The following is a 23,946-nucleotide window of genomic DNA, read 5'->3' as shown; positions in this document are numbered from 1 at the left end:
GGAGGTTCCCTTATGAAAATGCTTTACACTGCCAATGGCCGTTATATCCGCTGCTGCACCGAAGAAGGCACCCGCCCGGTCATCATCGTCTGCGAAAAAGAGTACGAGGTCGATGTGCAAGAGTTTATGCTCTGGTCCATCCTCAACTGGCGCATCCTGCGGGAAGAGGAAATCAGCAGCTTCTACGAGAAGATGGCGAGCAGTTCCAATGTCACCATCCACCGCAGCTGGCAGGACTGTGTGCAGCGCCTGCTAGTTCGCGGGCTCATTGTGGTTGGCACCGGGGATACCGAGTATCGACAATATCGACATTGCCGGTGTGACGCTGCCGATTCTCGGCGGTCTGCCTGACATCCGCTTTGAAAGCTGCCAAATCACCGAAAGCCGTATGTACATCAAGGCCGTGAATCCCCGCTTGCAGGCTGAGGTATCCCCCGGCGATATTGTGCAGGCCGGAGTTATCATCAGCAACAGCGAGGTCGGACTCGGTTCCGTCAGCATCCAGCCGCTGATTTATCGGCTGGTGTGCAGCAACGGTATGGTCGTGAATGAGGCAGCCGCCCGCCGCAACCATGTGGGGCGCGTTACCGACAGCGAAGAGAACTTCAGCGTCTACTCCCAAGCAACCTTGGACGCGGAGGACAAAGCCTTTGTTATGAAAATTCAGGACACCGTGCGCGCCGCTGTGGAAGAAGCGCGATTTTCGCAGATCGTCGGCAAAATGCAGGTGGCAAAAGCCGCACAGATGGACACCCATGATGTGCCGGCTGTCGTCAAACTTGCCAGCAAAGAGTTTCACATTACCGACAGCGAAAGCACCGGCGTGTTGCAGCGACTGATCGAGTCCAACGATCTGACGCTGTACGGTTTATCCAACGCCGTGACCCGTCACAGCCAGGATGTGGAGAGTTATGACCGCGCCAGTGAACTGGAAAGCATTGGTTACAGTATTTTGACCATGCCCGCCCGGCAGTGGTCGAGAATCAACCGGGCAGCCGCCTAACACTGCCCCACACACAGGAGGATTTTTTATGTCTATGATGAACGCTAACGCCGCCGCTACCACTACCATGACCGCCAACGAACCTCTGGACTTTGAGCTGCCCGAAATTGGAGAGGCTGAGTTCAGCAACGAAGAACTGGCCGAGGACATGGACGGCCTGACAATGTCTTTCCCCCGCATCAAGATTCCCGCTGGCGGAGTGTTGCAGTTCGAGATTCCCAACGGCGATCCGCAGCATCCGGATTACCGTCCCACACTCACCGGGGTGATTTTGTACAACCATGCAAGCTGCGCCTACTGGCCGGAGGGTGACGAGTACAACGACGATGTACCGCCGCTTTGCTCCTCGGTTGACGGCAAACAGGGCTACGGTGAACCCGGTGGCACCTGTGCGACCTGTACGTTGAGCCAGTTTGGCAGCGCCAGCAACGGCCGCGGCAAAGCCTGCAAGAATATGCGTGTGCTGTATCTGCTGCGCAGTGGGGAGTTTATGCCGCTGGCAATCAATCTCTCGCCCACCAGCATCAGCCCGTTCCGCGAGTTTTTGAATCAGGGCTTTGTTTTCCGAAACCGCGCCACCTACGGCAGCCTTGTGGAGATTGGCTTGAAACGCCAGACGAACCCGGAGGGCAAGGATTACAGCGTTGCCACGTTCAAGCGGCTTGGTGACTTCCACGGCGACCAGCTTGCTGCTGTGCGCAAGTACGCCTTGAGCTTCCGTGAGCAGATTCGCGGCATGAACCGCCAGCGCATCGAGGCAAAACGTGAACAGGATGATGGTCTTTGCGAGGTGGAGAGTTACACCGCCGCCCCTGCGGGTGCTGATGACAGCTTCTGCATCGGTGCTACGGTGAACGGCGACACGCAGCCCCTGCCCGCGTGACAGTTTATGAAGGAGGTGCTTTATGCACGATATTCCGTTGAATGATTGTTTCATAGGGGAGAAGTCTACTCATACCGGCTCACCCCCATTTCTTCGCGTAGCCGCTGCAAGGCAAGCTGGATATGCCGCCCCGCTGTGCTGCGTGACCGGCCAATACACGCGCCGATCACGCGCTGCGGCTGGCGCAGAAAGTAATAGCGCAGGATTTCTTCCCGCGTCTGCTCCGGCAAAACAGAGATCGCGTCGGCAAGGGCGGCGTTGCAGAGCAGGACGGTCTGACCGCAGACGGTAAATGGGTATTCCTCGTCCGGCTCCGACGCGGCAAACTGGACAAACTTCTCGTTCATCAGATAGTCAAGGGAAACTTGCCGTTCCCATTGCCGTTTAAGCTTCAAAATCTTGTCCAAGGCGGCACAGCGGATAACAGTCTTGCAAAAGGCGTTGTACCTGCGCTGGATATATTCTTGATAGGCTATCTGGTCGGTCATGGAAATTCCCCTTTCTGAATAATAGTGCGGGGCGGTGGCACTTCTTGCTGTCGCCCCTTGATTGCCTACCAGCAAAGGCGGGCGGGGCTGTCAACGGCTGCGCATATGCGCCGTTCATCTTGACCGTTGACTGGCTCGGCTGGGTTTGCTATTTACCCGACAAACTTGAATTTATTTTAAGCTATCACGTTTTACCTTCTTAAGCCTTACTATCATTACCATAGGAATTTCTTTGTTGGTTTTAAAACATTCTTCATAAAATCCATCAATGACAAATCCAGCTCTAAAACAAAGGTTAAAAATATCTTGTATGGAACGATGATAATAAATCTGCTCTTTCGGTTGCCCTTCAATCGCTATATCATAGTAACTGTGCGGTGTCATATATTTTTCAGTCAACGTGACAAAACAAGGGTGTTGCGTTGCAAAGACAAAAATTCCGCTTTCCTGCAACAGTTCATAAACAGCCATAAGAAGTGGTTCAATATCCGTAATATCCATAATTGCCATATTAGAAACTGCTTTCGTAAAGGCTCGATTTCTTTTTAATTCTAATATACTTTTTCTATCGGTCGCATCCGCCACACAAAATTCAATTTGTTTTGCATATTGTGATTGCCGTCTTTTAGCCAATTCTATCATTTTTTTGCTGTAATCAAAAGCGACAACCGAAGCGCCTCTTTGTGCAAGATACGAAGAATAATTTCCATTGCCACACGCAATATCCAAAATGTAATCCGCAGGATTAGGAGATAGAAGTTCCGTTACTTTGGGACGCACTACCTCTCTGTGAAATTCATTAGATTCGTCACCCATTGCATTATCCCAAAATTGTGCGTTCTCCTCCCAGATTTTTTTACTTTCCTCTGTTCCCATGTTCTCTCCCACTCCCCAAATTTGCTTTTTTGCTTCCATTAAATCTTCCTTACTATATTCCATTGTTACCCTCCATAACTTCTGATTGTTGCCGTCTTGACGATTATGTATCTTTACATTACCTTCTGAAACATATGGCGCACCTTGTCCAGGCGGCTGTTTGGACGGCGGGGCTGGATGACCGGCTGACCGACAGCGGCCTGATATCCTTTCAGCTCTGTAAGGCATACGCTCCGCCCGTTGGTGTAAAAGGCCAGATCAGTACGGTATGCCTGTATACAGCGGGCGGGAATCTCGCCAGTAAAGACAACTTCATCCTTTTTTACCTGGGCCGTTTCGATGGTGGCACAGTATTTCGGTGCATCATGATAAGCCCTGGAAAGGTATTCCTGGGGCGCATAGAGGATGAAGGAGAGATAAGGTTCCAGCAGCTGCGTCCCCGATTCCTTCAATGCCTGTTCCAATACAATCGGGGCCAATGAGCGGAAGTCCGCCGGCGTGCTGACCGGACTGTAATAAAGCCCGTATTCAAAGCAAATCTTACAGTCCGTTACGTTCCAGCCGAACAAGCCCTGCTCCAGCCCGTAACGGATACCATCCCTGACAGCGTTTTGAAAACTCTGGTTCAAGTATCCCAGCGAAACCCGGCTCTCGTATTGTACACCGGAGCCAAGCGAGAGTGGTGTAACAGACAGTCCTATGGATGCCCAAAACGGGTTGGGCGGCACCTCGATATGGATGGTGTGGCTGGCTGCTTTGAGCGGCCGCTCCATATAAATGACGGAGGGTTCCTTTACCACTGTTTCAAGCTTGTATTTTTCCGACAGCAAAGCGGAAACAACCTCCAACTGCACCCGGCCCAAAAAAGAAAGAATGATCTCATGGGTGATGGAATCCACTTCGCAACGCAAAAGCGGGTCAGTATCCGCAAGTTGCGTAAGAGCGTCCAGCAGCCGTTCTCTTTGCGCTGCCGTTTTCGGCGCAATCGTCGTCCGCAGCATGGGGAGGGGGTCCTCGCGCCACCTTTTACGAGGGAGCCGGGTTTGGTCCCCTAATACATCGTTTAACCTCACGCTGTCGCTGGGAAGGATAACAATTTCACCCTGATAAGCGGTGTCTGTCCGAACAATTTCCCCTTTGGATGGAATACGCATCTCTGTGATTTTCAGCTTTTCTCTCCCGGCCAGGGCCACCGTATCCCGCAGGCGCAGCGTTCCGCTGTATAACCGTAGATAGACACGCCGCTGGCCGCAATCGGTGTACTCAACCTTGAAAACGCTGCCGCATAGGGCGGCGCCCCCCTGTTCCCCAATCGGTTGGAACAGCCCTGTCACCGCATCCATCAACGGTTGAATGCCAAGGCCATTTTTGGCGCTGCCATGATAGACTGGGAACAGGGAGGCGTCTTGAACCCGCTGCTGTTCCTCCCGCGCAAGTTTTTCCCGGCTGATTGGTTCTCCTGCGATATACTTTTCCAATAATTCATCGTTATTTTCGATGACCGCATCCCATGCTTCTATGTCGGTATTTTCCTCCAGGACTATTTCCGGGGACAGCGACACCGTCTGCTTGATGATAATATCGGCGGAGAGCTTATCCCGAACAGACTGAACCACGCTCTGCAAATCAACGCCAGCCTGGTCGATCTTGTTGATAAAGATAACGGTGGGAATGTTCATTTTCCGCAGGGCATGGAACAGAATACGGGTCTGGGCCTGCACGCCATCTTTAGCGGAGATCACCAAGATGGCCCCATCTAAAACAGCCAAAGAGCGGTACACCTCCGCCAAAAAATCCATGTGGCCGGGCGTATCCACAATGTTAACTTTACATCTGTGCCACTGGAAGGAAGTGACTGCCGCTTGAATGGTAATCCCACGCTGCCGCTCCAAAAACATGGTGTCCGTCCTCGTTGTCCCTTTTTCGACGCTCCCCGGTTCTGAAATGGCTCCGCTGGCATATAGCAGGCTCTCCGTCAAGGTCGTCTTTCCAGCGTCTACATGGGCAAGAATTCCAATATTGATTATTTTCATGTGATTGTCCTCCCTTTACAGCCCCAAAGGGCATAAAAATCCCCAGCAGTAAAATACTTTTACCACTGGGGATTATAAGTTGCGGACATACACATATACAGCATACACCTGTTTGTGATTGCTGTTTTTGGGGATATGTCAAAATTGATAAGGCAAAAGTATTCTTAAATTGGGTACAAAAAACTAAGCCCCTACAAAAGGAGCTATCATAATCCTTTGTTCCCACTATTTGATTATAGTTTTATTTAAGAATACCTTGCCGCATATTTTTTACTCCTTTTCTGGATTAAATCATTGTATCACATCAGTTTTAGGAAAGCAAGTACCTAAAAGAAATTTTTCTTCCCCTTATATGTAACAATCATACCGGCTTCCTAGCGTTCAGAATGTTTTCTGCTGTCTGCTGTGGTGTTTGGTTGGAATTGTCCAACCAAAAGCCGATCCGTGGTGTTGTCTGCATTTTACTAAATACAAATTCAATGTATACAGAAAGATATAAGGAGTGGGAGGGATTCCGCCGTAGTTGGCATTGTAGGAAAATCCAAAAGTTTAGATTTTCCCACAATGCTTATCTTTTGGTCTTTGGTTCGGAATAGTGTAGTGCTGGCGGTCTATCTCTTGTTTTCGGTTGCTTGCTTCCTTACCGTACATGAGCATTGGAGCCCGGGTTATCCGAGCCGTAGCCCTCCAGCAGATTAACCACGCCCCACACGCCAAGGCCAGCGCCGAGCGCGATAACGAGGGTCTGTAAAGTGTCGATTGCAGATGAGAAAAATGCCATATAAGCCTCCATTTCTCCGGGGTTTTCCCGGTAACAAAAAAGCCGCCCATGCAGGCGGCAGGTTACAAACTTCGGGACACTTTGTCTCGAAGCCTTTATGCAAAGGCGTCTGGATCGTCGATGTCATCATAGTTGAGGATGTCCTCGTCCTCTTCCGTGAGCGCATCGTCCGGCACAGCTACCTCATACATCGTACACGCCTCGTTCAACCCGGGCCGCCTGCGGCGGTTAATGAGCCTGTCGAGGTCAAAAGCGTTTTTCTGTTTATCGGCCTCCGCCGTATAGCGGTAGTTCGGATGCCGTTTCAGATCATACTTGGGTGAGAAGAACGGGGGCAGGCCCCGAAGCTGTAAAATACATTTATCTCCCGGCATGGTTGCAAGTTCGGCTGGAGTCATCAGTTCCCGGCCCAGCCGCTGGGTATTTTGACTGTAGCTTTCCGACTGGCCACGGGAGCGGCTGTCGGTCTGCATACTGATCGTGGCTTTCCCCAACCAGTTCTCGGATATTTCCTTGATGGTGCTGGCTTCGCGGCCACCGAGGAACACCACGCTGTCCATGTTGCCGAGGATTGTCTCGGCGTGTTTATCATAAATGGCCTTGCACTGTGCCAACTGCTGATACAGCAGGCAAAGACTCACCTCGCGGGAGCGGATAACCGCGACCAGCTTTTCGAGCTGGGGCACCTGTCCCGTGTTGGCTGCCTCATCCCACAACACCCGTACATGGTGCGGCAGGCGACCACCGTGAACATTGTCCGCCCGTTCACACAGGAGGTTGAACATCTGCGAAAAAGCAAGCGCCACTAAAAAGTTGTAGGTCTGCGTGGTATCGGAAATGATGAAGAATACCGCCGTTTTCCGATCTCCGATGCGGTCAAGCTCCAATTCGTCATAGGCCATGACTTCACGAAGCTGCGGGATGTCAAAGGGAGCCAGTCGCGCACCACAGGAAATCAAAATGCTTTTTGCCGTCTTGCCAGAGACAAAAAGTCAAGGACTTTTTCATCAAATTCAAAAAGAAGTCACATTTTGCGGACTTCTTCACGGAGCAGACGCTTGATTTTGTCCTCCATCGTTTCTTTTGCGGTCTGGCTGAAATGCACACGGACGATATAGGTGGTCTTGCCGATCTGCTTTCTGACAGTCGGGCAAGTGGCGGTGTTGGTTGCGGTATTGTTCATTCAAAATCCTCCTGTAAATGAAAAATGCCCGGTGACTGTTCATCATCGGGCGGCGTCGGTATGAGGGAACAAGGCAAGGCGGCAACATTAAGGTATCTATAAAAACCTTGCCGTCTTTGCCACGCTTGCCGTGTTCCTGTTGTCAGTTGCGGAGATAGCAGACCCATGCTGTGCCATCTTTCTCGGTCACAAGCCTGTCCCCGATACGGCTCTTCGCCGTTCTCATGGTGCGTGAAGAAATCCCACGTTCATTGACTGCCTTTTCCAGCTCTGCGCTCGGCATACGCTTTCCATCTGCCAGCAGTTCCAGAATGAGCATTTGTGCTTGTGCGGTCTTGCTCTCGGTCTTGGCGGTGTCTGCCCCGGCAAGAAGCTCGTCAGCGGTAATGTCATAAGCTCCTATCCATTCAAAGCCTTTCTCGTCTCCCAGAGAAAAGGCAAGGGACTGTCCGGGCGGCGCAAGGGAGCTTTTCTCATGGATAAGCACCCTCGTTGTCGGACTGTCCTTCAGCTTGCCAATAAACAGCAGACTGCGGACTGCCGCCGTAATGTCGATAGACCCCAATCCCCGGTAGGTGCTTTGCGTTCCTGCGGCTTTGTTGAGGTGTCCGATCAGCACGATAGCGCACCCGGTAGCCTGTGCAATGTCTCCCAGACTGCGGAATATCGGGCGCACCTCGTTTGCCCTGTTCATGTCAACATCTGCGCCCAGAAAAGCCTGTACCGGGTCAATGATAACCAGCCTTGCGCTGTTTTCCCGGATTGCCCTTGCTATGCGTTCATCGGCAAGGGTCAGCGGCGTGTCTCTATCGTCAATGACAAGCACTCGTTCAAGGTCTGCGTCTGCTTCTATCAGTCGGGGCTTGACGGTATCACCCAGACCGTCCTCGGCGGTCTGATAGATGATATTGAAAGGTTCAAGTGTCTCCATACCGGGCAAAGGCTTTCGATTGGTGCAAGCCGCCGCAAGGCGCATGGCAAAGTAGGTCTTGCCCTCGCCGGGATTGCCCTGGATAATTGTCAGCTTTCCAAATGGGATATAGGGAAACCATAGCCATTCCACGCTCGTCAGCTCCACATCAGCCATACGGAGCATTGGGACAGGCTGGGCGGTGGGCAGCTCTCGCAGCGTGATTGTCTCGGCTATGAATTTGCGGCTGGGAATGTCCCCTTGCTGACGGAGAACATCGTTCCAGTCTTTCCTTGCCGGGACAAGGCGAATGACGGCGATCTCGCTGGGAATGTCCTGCGCCAGTCTGGAGCAGGCTTCACTTCCTGCGGTGTCGCTGTCAAGGCAGAGAAACACTTTTCGGGTGTCCTTGCGTTCAGAAAGAAAACGGTCAAGGGCTTTGCCCGAAACGCCGCCCAGGGCAAGATAATTTCTTGTCTGCCAATCCTGCGGATAAAGGCAGATAAAGGACAAAAGGTCAATCGGCGCTTCAAAGACAAAGAGCTGGTTGCCGTTGCCCTCATAGCGGAACGGATAGGACTTGTCAGACCCGGCAATGTCCTGCCTGAATGGGTCTGCCGTTCCTCGCACATGGGCGTATCTCGGCGTACCGCTTCGGTCTCTGCCGACAAACACAACATTGTGCCGCTTTGCGTCCTCGTAAATATCCCCGGAAAGAAGAAAAGCCTCAACAAGCGTTTTGTTGAGACCTCGGCTTTCTGTGAGATATTGGATTGCTCTGTCGGCTGTCCTGTTGTGCAATGGCAAGTGAAACGCTGTGGGCGGTGCTGTGCTGGCTTCGGTCTGCCCCTCGCCGCTTTCGCCGGTCAGGAGCTGGACGGCTTCGGGAAAGGACTTCCCATAAAACTCCATGACAAAATCAATGGGATAGCCGCCCTTGCTCTGGCTGTGGCGAAACCACTTGCTTCCCCGGACGGTCAAGCTGTCATGTTCTTTCCAGCGGTATTCCCGTCCGCTTTTGATAAGCGTCTCTCCCTGTGTGCGGAGAAAATCTTCCAGACTGACGGCGTTTGCCCGGTCGATCTGTGCTTGGGTGTACTGCATGGGCGTCCTCCTTACTTCTTGAAAACAGCGCATCGTCTGCAAATGCCATGCTCACGCTCGTCCAGCGTGTAGGGGCAGTTCGCACATTCCTCGCCGTACTGTCTCATGATAACAGGCAGATAGCCCAGCTCCTGCAACATATCAATCTGGCGGTCGGTGAGGGTGGCTTCAAAGGCAAGGCATTTCCGGGTGTGTTCGTCCAGCTCGATCAGGTCGGAAAGCGGTCTGCCATCGGTCAAAGCTTCTCCGCTCAAAAGGCGTTTTGCCGTTCTGCGGATGGGGTTGTACTCGTTCTTCCAGTCGTATTTTTTCATCGTGTCATATCCTCCTTTTTGTGTCGTGTTTGGGGTCGATTTTGGAGCATTTGTTCCTCTGTACGCTCGTTAAATCGGGCGGCAGTATCTACACATGACTTGACCTTCCAAAGACGGTGTAAATCGTCTCTGACGGTCTTAAACTCGACATAGGTGGTGTTGTGCGCCTGTTCCAGCTCGTCATACTCGTCGGACAGCTTTTTCATATCCACCTTGCCGTCTGGGAACTCCCCGGTCAGCTTTCGTCTGGCGGCGTAGAACTGTTTCAGTTCCGCTTCATGCTCTGCCTTGTACTTGGCTCTGGGCTTCTCAAACTTGATTTTCTGCAAGCCGTCATAGACAGGCTTCAAGCTCTGGAAAGCAGCGGAGCTGTCATAGAGCTGCTTAATTGCTTTCATTCGGGCAGTCTGTTCGTCCAGCGTTTTCTTCAAGCTCTCTGTGGCAGCACTGTGTTCGCTGACACGGCTTTCCAAATCTTCAAGGGTGTAAATGCCGTTTGCCCGGAGATAATTGAAAGTCTCGTTCATCTCCTTTAGGTTGCTGATTTTGCCTTTCTGGGAATAAGCCCCGGCTTTGCGCTGGGTGTAGTAGGCGTTCAGCAGAGAAACAAGGTCGGGGGCCTGCGGCTTGGCAAGCTCTGCTTTTGCTTCGGCAATCCAATCAAACAGGAGAGTGATTTTCTTCTTGATGTCCCGGATAACGGCATTGGTGGCTTTGATCCAGCGGTTGAACTCGCCCTTTTCGGTGCGTATGCCTTTCTTCTCCATTGCCCGGACGGTTGCGCCTTCATGGATAGTGGGAAGTAAATCCACGCCTTGCCGTTCATAGCTGCGGTGGTCGATACGAACATCAATACCTTTTTCCGCAAACTTGGCATTGCACATCTCCGCCCATGCTTCACGCCAATGTTCCAGCGTTTCGGGACTGCCCCAGTCGGTAGTGGGAACGGCGTTGAAAACAAACTCTCCGTTCTGGTCTCGGATACGGTTGCCGTCCTCGTCCAGTTCGTACACCCGGCGTTGCTTTAGTCCCCATTTGCCGTTCTGCTCGATGGGACGGATGGGGCAAAGCACATGAAAATGTGGATTGGGTATGCCGCCGTCCTCACGGTCTGGCTGGTGTACGGCGAAGTCAACCACCATGCCCCGGCTCACAAAGTTCTCCAACAAAAATTGCCTTGCAAGAGCGATGTTTTCCTCAAGGGAAAATTCATTCTGCAAGGCAATGTCAAAGCTGTATGCAAGCTGGGCGTTCTTTCCACGCTCGGCTTTTTCCACGGCATTCCACAAGGTCTGACGGTCTGCAAATTCCGGGGGAGCATGGGACGGCAGGAGAATGTCGGAGCAGATCACGCCGCCCTTTCTGGTGTAGTCGCTGTACTCGCCGTAATACTCGCTATACAATCGCTCCCCGGCTCGGTAGGCGGCAGAAGCGATAGCGGACTGTCCTGTGCTTCGCTTAGTCTGCGTGACGCTCAGATGAAATAGTGCCATCGGCTTTCAACTCCTTTTCTCTGTTTGCTTGGCTGATGTGGGTAATCGCCATGTGACGGACGGCTTGCTGAACTTCGGACAGAGAAAAGATTTGTTCCATCAGCTCTGTCATTTCGGTGCGTGTGAGATCTTTGACCTCCGGGGCAAGGCTCTCAATCGTGCCGCCCAGATTGCAAAGACGATGGGTGCGCTTTTGTCTCTCGCCTTTCTCCAGATACTTCTTTCTGTTCTCCAGACGCTCCAGCTTGTGCTGTTCCTGTGCAAGCTGTGTCTCGACCTGTTCCTTTTCGGCTCGGAGCTGTTCAAGGTTTTTCGGTTTTGCCATTTTTCGTGACCTCCTTTTTTGAAAATGGGGATAAAAAAAGACCGTCAACTTTTCGCAGATTGCGACCAGTCAACGGTCAGTTTTTCGGTATTCAGTTGTTGTGTTCAGTTCGGTAAATTGAAGTTGGTCAAAGTTGTTGGCGAAGATATTCCACAACATTTCCATTCGTATCATAGAAACAGATGTTTCCTACATTGAGGGGCAGGACAATGGCGAAAGGCTTGCCACTATCAATATCAATCACCTGAATGCCGTTGCCATCATCTACTTCAAGTCGAACAATATTTTGGGTATTCATTGAGATAAATGCCCTTTCGTTATTTCCCTCAACAACAAACTCTGCAATGTAATCATCAACCTCAACTATATCTCCACCACCACGGAAGAAATATCCAAAAGACAAGCCAGGGCGATTTACATAGACAGAAAAAGTGTGGTCTGTCTTGTCCTGTGGGTAAGAAATAAATGCAGCCATTGTGTCGGAAATGCTTCCATCAACAATCCAATCATCCAAAATTTTTTGAGATTGGCGAATGTCTGCTTCTAAACTGTTTGCGGTTTTACCAATGTCATTGTTTGCATAAAGGAAACCGAAAACCAACACACAAGCCAAAATAACACCCAAGAGGATTATGGGTAATTTCTTTTTCATAGAATCACACTCCTTTATCAAATTAAGATTCTTGATTTTCAAACTTGCTGGCGGCGAACGGTTTGTCAAAACCGTTTGCGGACGGCAAGTCCACAGGGGATAGCCGCTTTAGCGGCGCAAGGGGGTGTAGCCACCTTGACGGAACGAAGTGACGCAACATTCTCGGTCATGCAGTTTTCTTCTGCTGACGGAGAATGAAGCTCCGCAGGACGCACTACTCTCGACAGAGAGTATAGAAGTGCGCCCTTTAGTTCCTAAAGGGGTTTGCTCCGGCTTAATTTCTCGACAAACTGCAATTAGTCATTTCAGTAAGTATTTTCCGAGTCCTATCTGAATCAAATATAGGACAAGGATATGTGCTGGATAAAAAACATAGAAGAAGTATTTTAGCTTCAGTTTACCACGCTTTCCGTTGTATAGCAGAATAAGCAAGCAGGCAAGAAGCGTACATAAAGGCGGTTGATTCCCCGTTGTCCCCATGTAAGCCAAAAGGAACAGCAACACTTGATAGATTCGGTGATTACGGCAAATATAAAATGCTGATATGAATAAGATCCCCTGCATACCGTAGTCACAATGGATTCCTTCCGCAATGCCGGAAAAAAGCACTACACTGAGAACTTGCAGGACTGCTGATTTTATTCTATCCACCGGTAGGTCTGATTTACACGAAAATCTTTCAAGGCATACCAATGTCAATAAGCCTAAAAACAAGGTGAAAAATACATTTTGATACTTCAAGTAAAACGGAAATGTATCTTCCATTCGTGAATACGCACTAAAGAAACCTATGTCAAATGGAACTTCCGAAATAAGGGCAAATGCAAGCATCAACCCAATATAGCGTTTTTTACTTCTTGTGTGTTGGAATCCTTCTGCCAGCAAAAAACAGAATAGCGGAAAAGCAATCGTCCCAATGCTTTGCAAATCAAACCGTATGAAATAATCTATCTCTCGGAATCTCTCCCACGACATTTGCCCGTTATCTGCCATAGCCCCCCAGTAGTTTGATAGCAGCCATTGCAGCACAATTTTACATAGATGGTCAATAAGCATTGTCAGTACAGCAATAACCTTTAGCGAATTTCCTGAGAGAAATTGAATGCGATTTATTTTCCTATCAAGGCTCATAAAGCAACCTCCTACCAACTTCCAATTCTACGATTTTTCGCATTCAAATTATACCATAAAACTCGTGAACAATTCTATCGCAACTTTGGACTATATGAGAAAAGTCCGAACAGTTTTCTGCCCGGACTTCCTCGCTCAATCATAAATCAATTCCGCTTTCACAACTTCCTCTGCCTGTGCCTTGCAAGCGTTCATCTGCCGCACCCATTCCATTTGGTTTTCGGCTTTCAGTTGCTCGGTCACGCCGTTTTGCTCTGCCAGTGACCGCACGATCAGCTCCATGCGGTTTCGTGCCGCTTCGCCAATCTCGGCGCAATGCTCAAAGAGCTTGTCGGATAGTACCAGTTCATTGAACAGTATCGGGCGGTGCATTTCCAGATACGCCTTGCGAAGTCTGCCGTAGTGTCCGAGGGGCTTGGTCTTGCGGATAACGATGTTCGGGATAAGATAATCTCCGTTCTGTGTGTAAGTGATATTCATGCTGTTTGTACTCCTTTCATCGGCTCTCTCTGCGGTAAACTGCTGACAGGGACGAACACGCCCTTTGCAATGTCCTCCGCACGAATGGCGGCTTTCTTGGCTTCGATTTCTGCTTTTTTTCTCCCCTTGATTTTGTCCTCGTATCGCTTCTGCGCTCCGCTGGCTTTCCGCTTCAAGTAGTTCTGATGAAGCCTGTCCTTGCGTTCCTCACGCTTGCGGATTTCCTCTAATTCCTCCGGGGTAAGCTCCACTTCACCAAACGCCGGGGGAACAAATCGACCGACAAAATTGAAGTAAATCTCGACCTCCTGTGTGGTCTGTATACTGCCTTTGCGGTCACGCTCATGCACAAGGATTTTCTCGATAAACTCGTTGAGCATAGCAATGGTCAGCTTGTCGAAGTTCTCATACTTGTCAATCAGAGCGATAAAACGATCAGCGTCCTTTTCGTGCTTTTCATAACTCCTGATAGCCTTTTCCAGAGCAGAGATTTCAGCGGTAAGCTCGGACTGTTCCTTTTCGTATTGAGCGTCCAGAGTGGCGTATCTGCTGTCGGACAGCTTTCCTAAAATGTTGTCCTCATAGATTTTACAGAGCAGGACTTCCAGTTCGGACACTCTCTGCTTTGCGGTGGCAAGGCGTATCCGCTGTTTCTTAACCTCTGCTGTCTGCTGGCTGGACTGCGCTTCCTGTACCACTCGGACAAACTCGGCTCGGTCATGCTTCGCATACTCGGCAATGGCTTTGAGCATTTCGGAAACAAGGGACAGTACCACATCTTCATTGATACGGTGCTGGGTCTTGCAGAGCTTTCCAACTGGGACTTTGCTGTATTGGGAACAGGTATATTGAGAAATACGCTTGCCGTTGTTGGTACGGTGGACATACATCTTGCCGCCGCAATCGGCACAATAAAGCAAGCCTGTGAGGGGAGCTGCTTCGCCCCAGCCGTCCGGGTAGCGTCTGACATTCCCACGGATTTTCTGCACAAGGTCAAAGGTCTGCTGGTCAATGATAGGCTCATGGGTATTCTCGAAAATTGTCCATTCGTCCTCCGGGACATAATGGCTTTTCTTGTCCTTGAAGTGCTTTCGGGTCTTGAAATTGATGGTGTGTCCCAGATATTCACGCTTTTCAAGAATGTTGCAGATGGTGGAAGAACCCCAGCCGTACATATCTTTGAAAGTCTTGTTTTTGTTCACGCCCTCGCCGTGCTGGGCAAGGTAAGCAGACGGAATAAGCACCTTTTCCGATTTCAGTTTGCTGGCGATCTGATACGGACCGTAGCCCTCAATCGTCATGGCAAAGATGCGCTTGACCACATCAGCGGCTTCGGGGTCAACCAACCATTGGTCTCTGGCTTCGTTCCAGAGATAGCCGTAAATGACCGTGCCTGTGAGGTGCTTGCCGGACTTGCCTTTGGACTGGAAAGTGGAACGGATTTTACGGCTGGTGTCTCTGGCGTAATACTCGTTCATAATGTTGCGGAAAGGGGTAAAATCATCGTCCCCTCTGGCACTGTCCACGCCGTCATTGATGGCGATAAGGCGAACGCCACGCTGACGCAGAATTTCCATAATCTGACCGACTTTCAGATAGTCACGACCCATGCGGCTCATGTCCTTGATACACAGGTACTCCACATTCCCGGCTTCCACTTCTTTCATCATTGCCAAAAATCCGGGACGGTCAAAGCAAGTACCACTAATGCCATCGTCCGTGAAATGGACAATGTTCGTAAACCCCTGCCGTGCGGCGAACTCCTCCAACATAGCCTTTTGATTGGAAATGGAATTGCTCTCACGCTGCTGGTCATCATCTTTGCCAAAGTCATCACGGCTCAATCGTTCATACAGAGCAGTGATTTTCTCGTTTTTTCTCATAACTTGCGCTCCTTTCTTCGGTTTTAGGTTGTGTGTTCTAAGAGACTTCCCAACCGCTTGATTAAGAAGTCTTTTAGAGCATACAACACCGCTGGCCAATTTGTACTTTTTATACTGTTTGACCGCGAAGCAATCCGGCTTGCGCTTTTCGAGCCCGGCAAACATATAGTCCACCGCGTTCATAAAATCCTCGTCATCCTCCTTGACCTCCATGCCGGAAATCATATCCACAAGGGTATTCATGTTCCGATCCTCGGCAGGCCCCTCGAAAATGATGTAGGCAATCAGGGCGCAGTACAAAAGCGTTTCCGATTTTGTCCAGAATGGATCGCCTTCCTTGCCTTCGCCCTTGGTGTTGGAAATCAGAGCATCCACGAATTTCAGAATATCGGCCTCGTTGCGGATATACGCCAGCGGGTTATAGTGCATGGATTTTGAAAAATCTATGCTGTTGAATACCTTGATTTTGTACCCGCGTTTTTGCAGGAACCCCCCGACCTGTCCCAGCACACCGCCTTTCGGATCGACCACCACATAAGAGGAATGAGCCTGTAAAAGCTGGGGCGTAAGCCAGAAGCGGGTTTTGCCGGAGCCGGACGAGCCGATGATGCAGCAATTCAGGTTTCTGGCATTTGCGGGGATTTTCGGGCGGGTGTTCATCGTGAGAAACTCTGTCCCGGTCAAAATCACGTTGTTTTCAAACCTTGGATCAACAAACGGTTTGATGTCTTTTTCCGTTCCCCATGAAGCGTTTTGTCAAGTGCTTTTTTGAGTTATTGACGCAAATTATCGTGAAAGTGCGAAAGTGCAAAGTGCAAAGGGTCTGCGTTTTGCACTTTCAGCTTGCGGGTTCGGGTGGTTGCTTCTTCTTGATGAAGTTGTACCATTGACCGCCGACACGCCTTGCGCCTAAAATGCCGCCCATGTTGCGCTTGGCGTTCTGTACCGTCCTCTCGGATATTCCGGCTTCGGCTGCGGCTTTTACAATGTCCTCGCTGGCAAGCTCTTTCCCGTCTGCAAGCAGGTCAAGTATCAGCCTTTCGGCTTGCTCGGTTTTGGTGGCGTTGTTGCCGCCCGCGCCGGACAGCAGTTCGTCGGCGGTGATGTCGTATTCGCCTATCCACGAAAAGCCCGTTTCCGGGTCAAGGCAAAAGGCAACGGGCTTGCCCTCCGGCGCAAGGGAAGATTTGTCATGGACGATAACGCGCACATTCGGCTCTCGCTTCACGCGCCCGATCAGCAGGACGCTCCTTGCTGCGGCGCGGAAGTCGATAGAACCTAAGCCCCGGTATGCGCTCTGCCCTCCGGCAGCTTTGTTGAGATGTCCGATAAGGATAACGGCGCACCCGGTACGCTCGGCAACATCGGCAAGGCGGCGGAACATGGGGCGCACTTCGTTTGCCCGGTTCATGTCGGTCTTTTCGCCCATGTACGCCTGTATGGGGTCAAGGATAATCAGCCGCGCCCCGTTCTGCGTGATTGCCTTTTCTATGCGCTCGTCGGAGAGGGTAAGCTCCCGCTTGGCTTCATCAATCACAAGTACCCGGTCAAGGTCTGCGGCGGCTTCTATCAAGCGTGGCTTGACGGTATCGCCCAGCCCGTCCTCGGCGGTCTGGTAAATTACTTGGAATGGCGGCAAGGGCTTCATTCCCGGCAGCGTTCCCCCGGTGGTGCAGGCGGCGGCAAGGCGTAGGGCAAAAGTGGTCTTGCCCTCGCCGGGATTGCCCTGCACAATGGTTACTTTCCCAAAGGGAATATACGGCTCCCATAGCCATTCAACGGTCTGTGTGTCAACCTCGCTCATGCGGATAATCTCAACGGTTTCTTCCTGCGGCGGCTCTTTCAAGCCGTAGATTGCTTCCCGCAAATACTTCCCGTCTGTGATTTCTGCCCGGTGCTGCAATACCTCGTTCCAGTCCTTGAAAAGAGGGATAAGCCGATGGACGGTCAAGCCCTCCGGCACAAGCTCTGCAAGGCGGCTGCAAGCGTCGTTTCCGGCTTGATCGCTGTCAAGGCAGAGGTACACGGTCTTGATGTTCGGACGGTCAGAGAGAAAGCGCAACAGGGCTTTTTCTCCCACGCCGCCCAACGCCAGATAGCTTTGCTTCTGCCAGTCCTTTTTGAACAGGCAGAGGAAAGATAAGAGGTCTATCGGGGCTTCAAAGACAAACAACCTTTCGTCCTCGCCACGGTAGCAGAAGTTAAAGGCTTTGTCGCTGCCTTTCACATCAAGCCGAAAACTCCCGGCTGTGCCGCGCTGATGGGCGTATCGCGGTATGCCGCTTTCATCTCTGCCGACAAATACGGCGTTATGGTGGGCGGCTTCCTCGTAAATATCCCCGGTGGAAAAGAAAAAGCCCGTCACATCTTCATCAATGCGGCGGGCTGCTGTGAGGTAGTTCCTCGCTATGCGGTTGTCGGTGCTGCGGGGTGGCAGTCGGAAGTCGGATAGGGGCGCGGGGCTTGGTCTGTCCGGCGGCGGGGCGGCTCCTTTTTCGCCTGTCAGCAGTTCAACGGCTTCGGTGAAGCTCTTGCCGAAAAACTCCATGACAAAATCAACGGGGCCGCCGCCTTTGCTTTGGCTGTGCCTGTACCATTTGTTTCCCCGGATAGTCAAGCTGTCGTGCCGCTTCCAGCGGTATTCATTTCCGGCACGGGTAAGCTGCTCGCCCTGTGATTGCAGGAAAGAAACAAGGTCGGCTTGGTTGGCGCGGTCTATCTGTTCTTGGGTGTAATACATAAAAGTTCAACTCCTTTCAGCGGTCTATATCATGCCGTTTGGTGCGGCTCTGCGTCTGCTCCGGTTGGTCGGCGCGGAGTGCAATATCCACGCATTTGCGGATTTTTTGAAGCTCTGAAACATTGGTGCGGGTATCTTTCAGTTTGGTATAATCGCTGTCCCTCTGTGTTTTGAGGTCAGCATATTCCTGTTCCCATTCCGCAATAGGCAAGGTCTTTGTTCCTTTCGGCAGATTTGCATGGAGATAGCGACTTGCTGCGTTCCATAGGGTCAGCTCGGCGCGGTGGGCTTCCTCGTACTTATCGCGCTTGTTTGTCCAGCCGTTTTGCAGCTTTTTCAGTTCATCGTGAATGGGCTTGTACTCTGTGTAGTTCTTCCCGTATTCAATTAGCTTTTGCAGCTTCTTCATGCGTTCCTCGGCGGTTTTCATTCCCTCCCGGATTGAATAGGCTCTATCACTGACAGAGGAAAGAGAAGCGTCCAGCTCGTCAAGATTAGAGATACCATGCTCGGAAAGATAGTTGACCGCTGCCGCTATGGTTTTCAGTTCGTCGGCTGCGTGTTGGTGCTGCCAACTTTGCGAATACTTCCGGCTCTTTTCTCTCTGAACGCTCAAATACTTCATCAACAGATTTGCAAGGTTGGGAGATTGCGGCGGCTGCTTCGGGGCGGTTTCCCACACTTTGAACAGGTCGGCAATCCATTCTTTGAGCTTCCCAATCTGCACCCGGATTTCCCGTATAAGGCGGTTTGCTTTTTGGATATTTCGGTTCAGTTCGCCTTTCTCGGTGGCTACACCTTTCTTCTCCATCTGGCAAGCCGCCACGCCCATGTGGACGGTGGGTATCTCGTCAATGCCGCGCTCGGCGTTGCTGCGGTGGTCGATACGCTCCGGGCTTCCGTTTCTCTCCAAAAAGTCGTTGGTATAGTCAGCCCACGCCTTGCGCCACAAAAGGGTGTTGTCCTTGTCGTTCCAGCCTGTAAGGTCAATTTTGTGCGTCTTGTATCTGCCGCTTGGCAAGCGGATACGCTCACCGTTTTCATCAAGGTCATATTCCTTTTTGGATTTCGCCGCCCACGCGCCGCGCCCGTCAAGGGGGCGCATAGTCAGCATGATATGACAATGGGGATTGCCGCTGTTGGTGTCGTGGATAGCAAAATCCACACACATTCCTCTGGAAACAAATTGAGAGGAACAGTATTCCCGGACAAGCCGGATCTGTTCCTCTCTGGATAATTCTATGGGGAGCGCCGCGTCAATCTCTCTGGCAAGCTGGGCGTTCCCGGCTTTCTCGTAAAGCTCCACGCTGTTCCACAAGGTTGAACGGTCAGAGAATGAGGGTGGCGCGTGGGGCGGCAGCATGATTTCTGTATGGACAACGCCGCCTTTGCGGGTGTAGTCATGGGTCATTCCGTCCCATTCGTTTGTCAGCTTTTCGCCGCTTCGGTAGGCGGCTGCGGCAACGGCTGATTTGCCTTTTCCTCGGCTCACAATGCCGATGTTCCAATGGTAAATGGCTATGGGTATCACCTCCCGGATAGGATAATAAAACCCGCAAAAAAGGTACAGACGCCAACGGCGGGTGTACTGTTTTTGTGGGTGTGCAGGGATAGCCGCAAAGCGGCGCAAGGGGTGCAGCCCCTTGTTGCGGCAAAGCCGCCATATCGGAGCGCGGGGAAATCTCCCTGTGCGGAGATAAGCCCTCGGCAGAGCGCACACGCCCGCAAGGGTGTATAAGTGCGCCCTTAGTTCCTAAGGGATTTTCAGCTTGTCGCTCCCTCGGCTCGTTTTTTCAGATATTCCCGCGCTGGTTCACTCGTCAAGGCAAGCCGGAGAAGTGCTGTGGCTTCCTCGTCGGTCATGTTCTTTGCTTCCGGCACAATGCTTTCAAAGACTGCGCCCCGGACGATAAGGCGGTGGCTGCGCGTTCTGCGTTCCTCTTTGGATAACTTCTGACGCAACATTTTTTCCCGGTTCTCAAACTGCCGAATTTTCTTCTTTCCGTCCTCAATCTCGGCGGTCAGTTCTTCAAAGGTTTTTGTTCTCGGTTTCGTCATGGGTGGTCGCTCCTTTCTGCCTGTCGGCATAGAAAAAGGACAGTCGATTTTCTCGGCTGCCCTTGTGGGTGGCTATTCAATTTCAGTCTGCTGTTTTCAAATATATAAAATAGCTTGCTGTTCCGCCATAGCCATTTTCAGTATTCCATTCAGCTGTTACTTCATAAATATATCCGCCCAGTTTAAGAGTGAGTACGTTTCCAACAATAGTTACATCTTCGCTGTTTGTAGCAGGCTCTCCCCAATGTTCGTCACTCCAGCACTGCACACTTAAAATTGTATCTGGGTCTTCTGTAAATCTTAATGTAGCTGTTGTTTCTGTTGTTTCAAATGGCGGGGACAACAGATCCTTGCACTCTAACGGGTGTGGGCTATCAGCTATTGTGCTTTCAGCAGTTCCGTCAATATTTGTTTTTTGCCACGAATAAGTTCCTAATACTGCGCCGATAGCGGTTTCGTCACTCACAACGCTTAATGTGGGCGGTTCTTCCAAAATTATATTGGCAGTCCCAGAGTTTAGTAATTCATTTGCATAGCTGTTGAGTGCTTCACATGGCTCATATTTTGTCTTATAACCGATACCGTCAATGACAATAAATGGGTTATACGCCATAATATCTGTTTGTGTACCGTCTACCATAGTCAAGGTAAAAACAACGCCTTGTCCATCATACTCTGTGTAAGAATTATCCTCATTATAGACAACAACATCATTCAAATATTCAACTAATTCTTGGATATTTTCAATCTCAATCGTTTTGTCTGGCGGTGTTAATAACACTTTAGCGGAAACAATCTGCGCTGCGTCCAAATCCTTATACGGTTTTTTCCCCTGTTGTGAAAAAAATACGATTACCGCGATACCTACTAAAATGATACAAGCTATTGCAATCATCAATCTCTTTTTTCTCATGGAACAAGCCTCCTGTTCTTCTCTGTTACTTGTATAGACGAAAAAATTGAAAGGAAGTTTCACTATCTATAAATATCATAGCACATGGTTATGAATAAATCCACCTCATTTCAGCCTGTCAGTGGCCTTGTTTTCTCTGGCAGACCGCCGCGCAGCTTCCCGCCGTTCCTCGTTGTATGGGGCGGTCAGACGGAAAGAGAAACGCCCCTTTGCAATATCAAACTCCATGCAGTCCGTTTCGGGGTCTGCGTCGGTCTGGCGGCACTGGTCGGGGTGCTGTCCGGCGTAGGCGGCAAGCCGCTTCTTTAAGTCGGTGTTGTGGGTGCGGATATGGATAAGGGGGTCTTTCTCGTCAAACCAAATATCGGTGGTCTTTTCCTGCTTCGTAAGCCCTGTTCTCATAAACTCTCCTTTCTGCGCCCCTGTTACGCAATAGGGGCATTTTTCGGGTGTTTTTCCCGGCTCTTGACTTGGGGAAAATGAGGATTTTCAAATAGAAACCGCCCAGACGGGGAGTGTATCGTCGGGGCGGCTGTTATCGCAAGATTTCCGTTTTTTCCGGTTCTTGACCGTCAAACGCGGATAAACGCGAACTGTCGGCAAGCACCAGTTTGAGCAGCTTGTCGCGGAATGTTTCTGTGCTGCTGTGATTGAAAAATAACTCCGCAACAATGGTCTGCCCGTTCCTCTGGGTCGTGATGATACTGTCGGGGGTCTGTTTTGCCATAGGCGGCTCCTTTCTTTGGGCGCAAAAGAGGGATTTCCCGTAGTTCGGAAAATCCCTCTTGGTTGACGGTTATTCTGTTTTACTGTGCGGGCTGTGCGGCGGCTGCCTGTGCCTTTCTCTTTGCCCGGTATTCCCGCGCTTTCATGCGGTCATACTCCCGCTGCTTTTCAAGATTTCTCGCCCGGTATTCCCTTGAATAGTTGCGGTGGTAGGCGCGGCTCTTTTCCTTTTTGGCTTCTTCGATTTCCTCCCGCATTTGCCGGATTTCCTGCTCGGTCGGCTCTGCAAGCTGTGTCACTTCGTTCTCAAACTTGCCGATATAATTGAAATATATGCTGATGTGCTGGATTGCGTATCTCGCCCTTTTCTGGTCGCGCTCATGCACTTCAATCCGGCTGATAAACTCGTTGAGAATGGCGGGGGTAAGCTCGGTAAAGGCGGCATGGCGTTCCGTCAGCTTCAAAAACTTCTGCGCCCGTCCTCCCGCGTTCTCATAAGCGGATAGCTGTTTTTGGAGCGTGGCAAGCTCCGCTTTCAGCGTGTAGTATTCTTCCGAATACTTCTGCGACATCTGCTCATAACGGTCTTGCGGGATCGTGCCGAGGGCGTTGTCCTCATAGAGCTTGTTCAGCACCTTGTCAATCTGTTCAAGGCGCGTCGTGATTTGCGGAATACGCTTCTGCTGCTTTTTGGTCTGGTCGGTCTGCTGCATGGCAAGGTTCTTTTTCACTAATGCTTCAAACTCCGCCCGGTTGCTGATAGAATAGTCCTCGATTTTCTTCAGCACTTCCGCGATGGTCTGCATGAGCAAGTCCGCGTCCATGATGTGCGGGGAATGGCATTTGGGGTTCTTGGCTTTTCCCTTGTGGTACTCGCTGCAAAAAGCAACGTGCCGCTTGCCGCCGTTCCGGTAATCTATACGAATGTGCATTTTTGCGCCGCAGTCCTTACAGAAAAGCAAGCCGGATAAAGGGTGGATTTCCCCGTCCCCGTTGGGGCGTCTGACGGGTGCGTTTTCCAAAATCCGCTGTACGGTTTCAAAATCGCTGCGGCTGATAATCGGCTCATGCACATTTTCTGTGATGTGCCACTGGCTCCGGTCTACATAGTGGTTATGTTTATCCCGGAAATGCTTTGTGGTCTTGAAGTTGACCACATCGCCGCAATACTCCTGCCGTGTGAGGATATTGGTCAAGGTGACTTTGTTCCACTTGCAGCGGTTATCCTCGTTGAGCGTCTTATTTTTACAGGTTCCCCGCCCGCGGTCTTTCATGTAGAAAGTGGGGGTTGGGATTTGCTCCTGTGTCAGATGTACGGCGATTTGGTTGCGGTTTTTCCCGCCGATAAACAGACGGAAAATCAAACGGACAACCTCGGCGGCTTCTTCGTCGATTATCCAAAAATCCTTGTTGTCCGGGTCTTTGACATAGCCGTAAGGGGCTTCGGTGACAATCGGCTTTCCACTCATACCTTTGGTCTTAATGCCCGTTTTCACTTTCTTGCTGATGTCCTTTGCGTACCACTCCGACATGATATTGATAAAGGGCGCAAACTCCAATGTGTCGGGCTTCTCGCTGTCTATCCCGTTGTTGACCGCGATAAAGCGCACATTGTTCCGTCTGAATATCTCCATCGCGTTGCCGACTTGGAGATAGTCACGCCCCCAGCGGGTGAGGTCTTTCATAATGCAGACACCGATTTTCCCGTTTTCCACATCGTCCATCATGCGGGAGTAGGCGGAACGGTCAAAAAATCTGCCGCTTTCGTCATCGTCGATGTAGTGCCGGATATTGGTTAGGTGCTGCCCTCTGGCATAGTTCTCCAAAAATATTCTTTGGTTCTGTATGCTGTTGCTCTCGCCGCCGTCCCTGTCCTCGTCGCCCACGGAAAGGCGGGAGTAAAGGGCTGTAATTTTGCTATAATCAGTCATGTGCATAACCTCCTGTGCGTCCATGTATGTGTCATTTAC

23 protein-coding genes and 1 pseudogene are annotated in these 23,946 nt (G+C 50.9%); 3 read left to right on the top strand and 21 right to left on the bottom strand.

Translation table 11 applies throughout. From position 1 onward, the window contains the following. Positions 1-12: 12 nt before the first annotated feature. Genes OGM81_11340 through OGM81_11330 form a run of 3 tightly spaced genes read left to right on the top strand, consistent with a single transcriptional unit; the run spans position 13 to position 1,886 of the window. The gene (locus tag OGM81_11340; protein UYJ42923.1) at positions 13-351 is read left to right on the top strand and encodes a hypothetical protein; all 339 of its coding nucleotides are present in this window, start codon (positions 13-15) and stop codon (positions 349-351) included. After that, positions 320-1,003 carry a DUF945 domain-containing protein gene (locus tag OGM81_11335; GenBank protein UYJ42922.1) on the top strand — a complete coding sequence of 228 codons (684 nt, stop codon included), beginning with the start codon at positions 320-322 and terminating at the stop codon, positions 1,001-1,003. The genes OGM81_11340 and OGM81_11335 overlap by 32 nt, the downstream gene beginning before the upstream one ends. Before the next feature lie 34 nt (positions 1,004-1,037). Further along, complete coding sequence (locus OGM81_11330; protein ID UYJ45001.1) at positions 1,038-1,886, top strand: hypothetical protein; 849 nt, start codon at positions 1,038-1,040, stop codon at positions 1,884-1,886. A gap of 65 nt (positions 1,887-1,951) precedes the next feature. Here OGM81_11330 and OGM81_11325 read toward each other — a convergent pair whose 3' ends face one another. The 21 genes and pseudogenes from OGM81_11325 to OGM81_11225 form a co-directional block, all read right to left on the bottom strand. Then, positions 1,952-2,374, bottom strand: a complete 423-nt coding sequence (locus OGM81_11325) for a sigma-70 family RNA polymerase sigma factor (GenBank protein UYJ42921.1) — start codon at positions 2,372-2,374, stop codon at positions 1,952-1,954. A 171-nt stretch (positions 2,375-2,545) separates the two neighbouring features. After that, entirely contained in the window at positions 2,546-3,313 is a 768-nt protein-coding gene (locus tag OGM81_11320) for a class I SAM-dependent methyltransferase (protein ID UYJ42920.1), read from the bottom strand. A gap of 50 nt (positions 3,314-3,363) precedes the next feature. Continuing rightward, the gene (tet(W), locus tag OGM81_11315; GenBank protein UYJ42919.1) at positions 3,364-5,283 is read right to left on the bottom strand and encodes a tetracycline resistance ribosomal protection protein Tet(W); all 1,920 of its coding nucleotides are present in this window, start codon (positions 5,281-5,283) and stop codon (positions 3,364-3,366) included. A gap of 640 nt (positions 5,284-5,923) precedes the next feature. Then, positions 5,924-6,064, bottom strand: coding sequence for a Maff2 family protein (locus tag OGM81_11310; GenBank protein UYJ42918.1), 141 nt, complete (start codon positions 6,062-6,064; stop codon positions 5,924-5,926). Positions 6,065-6,159: 95 nt separating this feature from the next. Further along, positions 6,160-7,047: pseudogene (locus OGM81_11305) on the bottom strand (TraG/TraD/VirD4 family protein). Between the two features lie 41 nt (positions 7,048-7,088). Further along, positions 7,089-7,247: a transposon-encoded TnpW family protein gene (locus OGM81_11300; GenBank protein UYJ42917.1), complete on the bottom strand. Its 159-nt coding sequence runs from the start codon at positions 7,245-7,247 to the stop codon at positions 7,089-7,091. A 142-nt stretch (positions 7,248-7,389) separates the two neighbouring features. Further along, a complete protein-coding gene (locus tag OGM81_11295; GenBank protein UYJ42916.1) occupies positions 7,390-9,261 on the bottom strand; it encodes an AAA family ATPase in 1,872 nt (623 codons plus the stop codon). An 11-nt stretch (positions 9,262-9,272) separates the two neighbouring features. After that, on the bottom strand, positions 9,273-9,575 hold the full coding sequence (locus OGM81_11290; GenBank protein ID UYJ42915.1) for a hypothetical protein: 303 nt from the start codon (positions 9,573-9,575) through the stop codon (positions 9,273-9,275). Beyond that, positions 9,572-11,068 carry a MobA/MobL family protein gene (locus OGM81_11285; protein ID UYJ42914.1) on the bottom strand — a complete coding sequence of 499 codons (1,497 nt, stop codon included), beginning with the start codon at positions 11,066-11,068 and terminating at the stop codon, positions 9,572-9,574. The genes OGM81_11290 and OGM81_11285 overlap by 4 nt, the downstream gene beginning before the upstream one ends. Beyond that, entirely contained in the window at positions 11,034-11,393 is a 360-nt protein-coding gene (locus OGM81_11280; protein UYJ42913.1) for a DUF3847 domain-containing protein, read from the bottom strand. The genes OGM81_11285 and OGM81_11280 overlap by 35 nt, the downstream gene beginning before the upstream one ends. Before the next feature lie 127 nt (positions 11,394-11,520). Next, positions 11,521-12,045 (bottom strand): hypothetical protein, encoded by a 525-nt coding sequence (locus OGM81_11275; GenBank protein ID UYJ42912.1) that lies wholly within the window; start codon positions 12,043-12,045, stop codon positions 11,521-11,523. 300 nt (positions 12,046-12,345) lie between these two features. After that, positions 12,346-13,176, bottom strand: a complete 831-nt coding sequence (locus tag OGM81_11270) for a conjugal transfer protein TraX (GenBank protein ID UYJ42911.1) — start codon at positions 13,174-13,176, stop codon at positions 12,346-12,348. Between the two features lie 135 nt (positions 13,177-13,311). Beyond that, on the bottom strand, positions 13,312-13,656 hold the full coding sequence (locus OGM81_11265; protein ID UYJ42910.1) for a TnpV protein: 345 nt from the start codon (positions 13,654-13,656) through the stop codon (positions 13,312-13,314). Beyond that, complete coding sequence (locus tag OGM81_11260; GenBank protein UYJ42909.1) at positions 13,653-16,199, bottom strand: DUF4368 domain-containing protein; 2,547 nt, start codon at positions 16,197-16,199, stop codon at positions 13,653-13,655. The genes OGM81_11265 and OGM81_11260 overlap by 4 nt, the downstream gene beginning before the upstream one ends. A 178-nt stretch (positions 16,200-16,377) precedes the next feature. After that, entirely contained in the window at positions 16,378-18,279 is a 1,902-nt protein-coding gene (locus OGM81_11255; protein UYJ42908.1) for an AAA family ATPase, read from the bottom strand. A 16-nt stretch (positions 18,280-18,295) separates the two neighbouring features. Continuing rightward, entirely contained in the window at positions 18,296-19,801 is a 1,506-nt protein-coding gene (locus OGM81_11250; protein ID UYJ45000.1) for a MobA/MobL family protein, read from the bottom strand. Between the two features lie 242 nt (positions 19,802-20,043). Then, positions 20,044-20,337, bottom strand: a complete 294-nt coding sequence (locus OGM81_11245; protein ID UYJ42907.1) for a DUF3847 domain-containing protein — start codon at positions 20,335-20,337, stop codon at positions 20,044-20,046. An 82-nt stretch (positions 20,338-20,419) separates the two neighbouring features. Further along, positions 20,420-21,250 carry a hypothetical protein gene (locus OGM81_11240; protein ID UYJ42906.1) on the bottom strand — a complete coding sequence of 277 codons (831 nt, stop codon included), beginning with the start codon at positions 21,248-21,250 and terminating at the stop codon, positions 20,420-20,422. Positions 21,251-21,355: 105 nt separating this feature from the next. Further along, a complete protein-coding gene (locus OGM81_11235; GenBank protein ID UYJ42905.1) occupies positions 21,356-21,652 on the bottom strand; it encodes a hypothetical protein in 297 nt (98 codons plus the stop codon). A 133-nt stretch (positions 21,653-21,785) separates the two neighbouring features. Then, the gene (locus OGM81_11230; protein ID UYJ42904.1) at positions 21,786-21,977 is read right to left on the bottom strand and encodes a transposon-encoded TnpW family protein; all 192 of its coding nucleotides are present in this window, start codon (positions 21,975-21,977) and stop codon (positions 21,786-21,788) included. Positions 21,978-22,056: 79 nt separating this feature from the next. Further along, a complete protein-coding gene (locus tag OGM81_11225; protein UYJ42903.1) occupies positions 22,057-23,931 on the bottom strand; it encodes a recombinase family protein in 1,875 nt (624 codons plus the stop codon). Positions 23,932-23,946: the final 15 nt, after the last annotated feature.

The organism is Oscillospiraceae bacterium (assembly GCA_025758045.1).
Classification (GTDB): Bacteria; Bacillota; Clostridia; order Oscillospirales; family Ruminococcaceae; genus Gemmiger.
Note: the sequence above shows the minus strand (reverse complement) of the source record. Positions and strands in the feature narration are given on the sequence as shown.

Bases quoted from the DNA above. Each gene is read 5' to 3' on its own strand.
- OGM81_11340 (UYJ42923.1), top strand. From the start codon at position 13: ATGAAAATGCTTTACACTGCCAATGGCCGTTATATCCGCTGCTGCACC.
- OGM81_11330 (UYJ45001.1), top strand. From the start codon at position 1,038: ATGATGAACGCTAACGCCGCCGCTACCACTACCATGACCGCCAACGAA.
- OGM81_11325 (UYJ42921.1), bottom strand. From the start codon at position 2,374: ATGACCGACCAGATAGCCTATCAAGAATATATCCAGCGCAGGTACAAC.
- OGM81_11320 (UYJ42920.1), bottom strand. From the start codon at position 3,313: ATGGAATATAGTAAGGAAGATTTAATGGAAGCAAAAAAGCAAATTTGG.
- OGM81_11310 (UYJ42918.1), bottom strand. From the start codon at position 6,064: ATGGCATTTTTCTCATCTGCAATCGACACTTTACAGACCCTCGTTATC.
- OGM81_11300 (UYJ42917.1), bottom strand. From the start codon at position 7,247: ATGAACAATACCGCAACCAACACCGCCACTTGCCCGACTGTCAGAAAG.
- OGM81_11295 (UYJ42916.1), bottom strand. From the start codon at position 9,261: ATGCAGTACACCCAAGCACAGATCGACCGGGCAAACGCCGTCAGTCTG.
- OGM81_11290 (UYJ42915.1), bottom strand. From the start codon at position 9,575: ATGAAAAAATACGACTGGAAGAACGAGTACAACCCCATCCGCAGAACG.
- OGM81_11285 (UYJ42914.1), bottom strand. From the start codon at position 11,068: ATGGCACTATTTCATCTGAGCGTCACGCAGACTAAGCGAAGCACAGGA.
- OGM81_11280 (UYJ42913.1), bottom strand. From the start codon at position 11,393: ATGGCAAAACCGAAAAACCTTGAACAGCTCCGAGCCGAAAAGGAACAG.
- OGM81_11275 (UYJ42912.1), bottom strand. From the start codon at position 12,045: ATGAAAAAGAAATTACCCATAATCCTCTTGGGTGTTATTTTGGCTTGT.
- OGM81_11270 (UYJ42911.1), bottom strand. From the start codon at position 13,176: ATGAGCCTTGATAGGAAAATAAATCGCATTCAATTTCTCTCAGGAAAT.
- OGM81_11265 (UYJ42910.1), bottom strand. From the start codon at position 13,656: ATGAATATCACTTACACACAGAACGGAGATTATCTTATCCCGAACATC.
- OGM81_11260 (UYJ42909.1), bottom strand. From the start codon at position 16,199: ATGAACACCCGCCCGAAAATCCCCGCAAATGCCAGAAACCTGAATTGC.
- OGM81_11255 (UYJ42908.1), bottom strand. From the start codon at position 18,279: ATGTATTACACCCAAGAACAGATAGACCGCGCCAACCAAGCCGACCTT.
- OGM81_11245 (UYJ42907.1), bottom strand. From the start codon at position 20,337: ATGACGAAACCGAGAACAAAAACCTTTGAAGAACTGACCGCCGAGATT.
- OGM81_11240 (UYJ42906.1), bottom strand. From the start codon at position 21,250: ATGAGAAAAAAGAGATTGATGATTGCAATAGCTTGTATCATTTTAGTA.
- OGM81_11235 (UYJ42905.1), bottom strand. From the start codon at position 21,652: ATGAGAACAGGGCTTACGAAGCAGGAAAAGACCACCGATATTTGGTTT.
- OGM81_11230 (UYJ42904.1), bottom strand. From the start codon at position 21,977: ATGGCAAAACAGACCCCCGACAGTATCATCACGACCCAGAGGAACGGG.
- OGM81_11225 (UYJ42903.1), bottom strand. From the start codon at position 23,931: ATGGACGCACAGGAGGTTATGCACATGACTGATTATAGCAAAATTACA.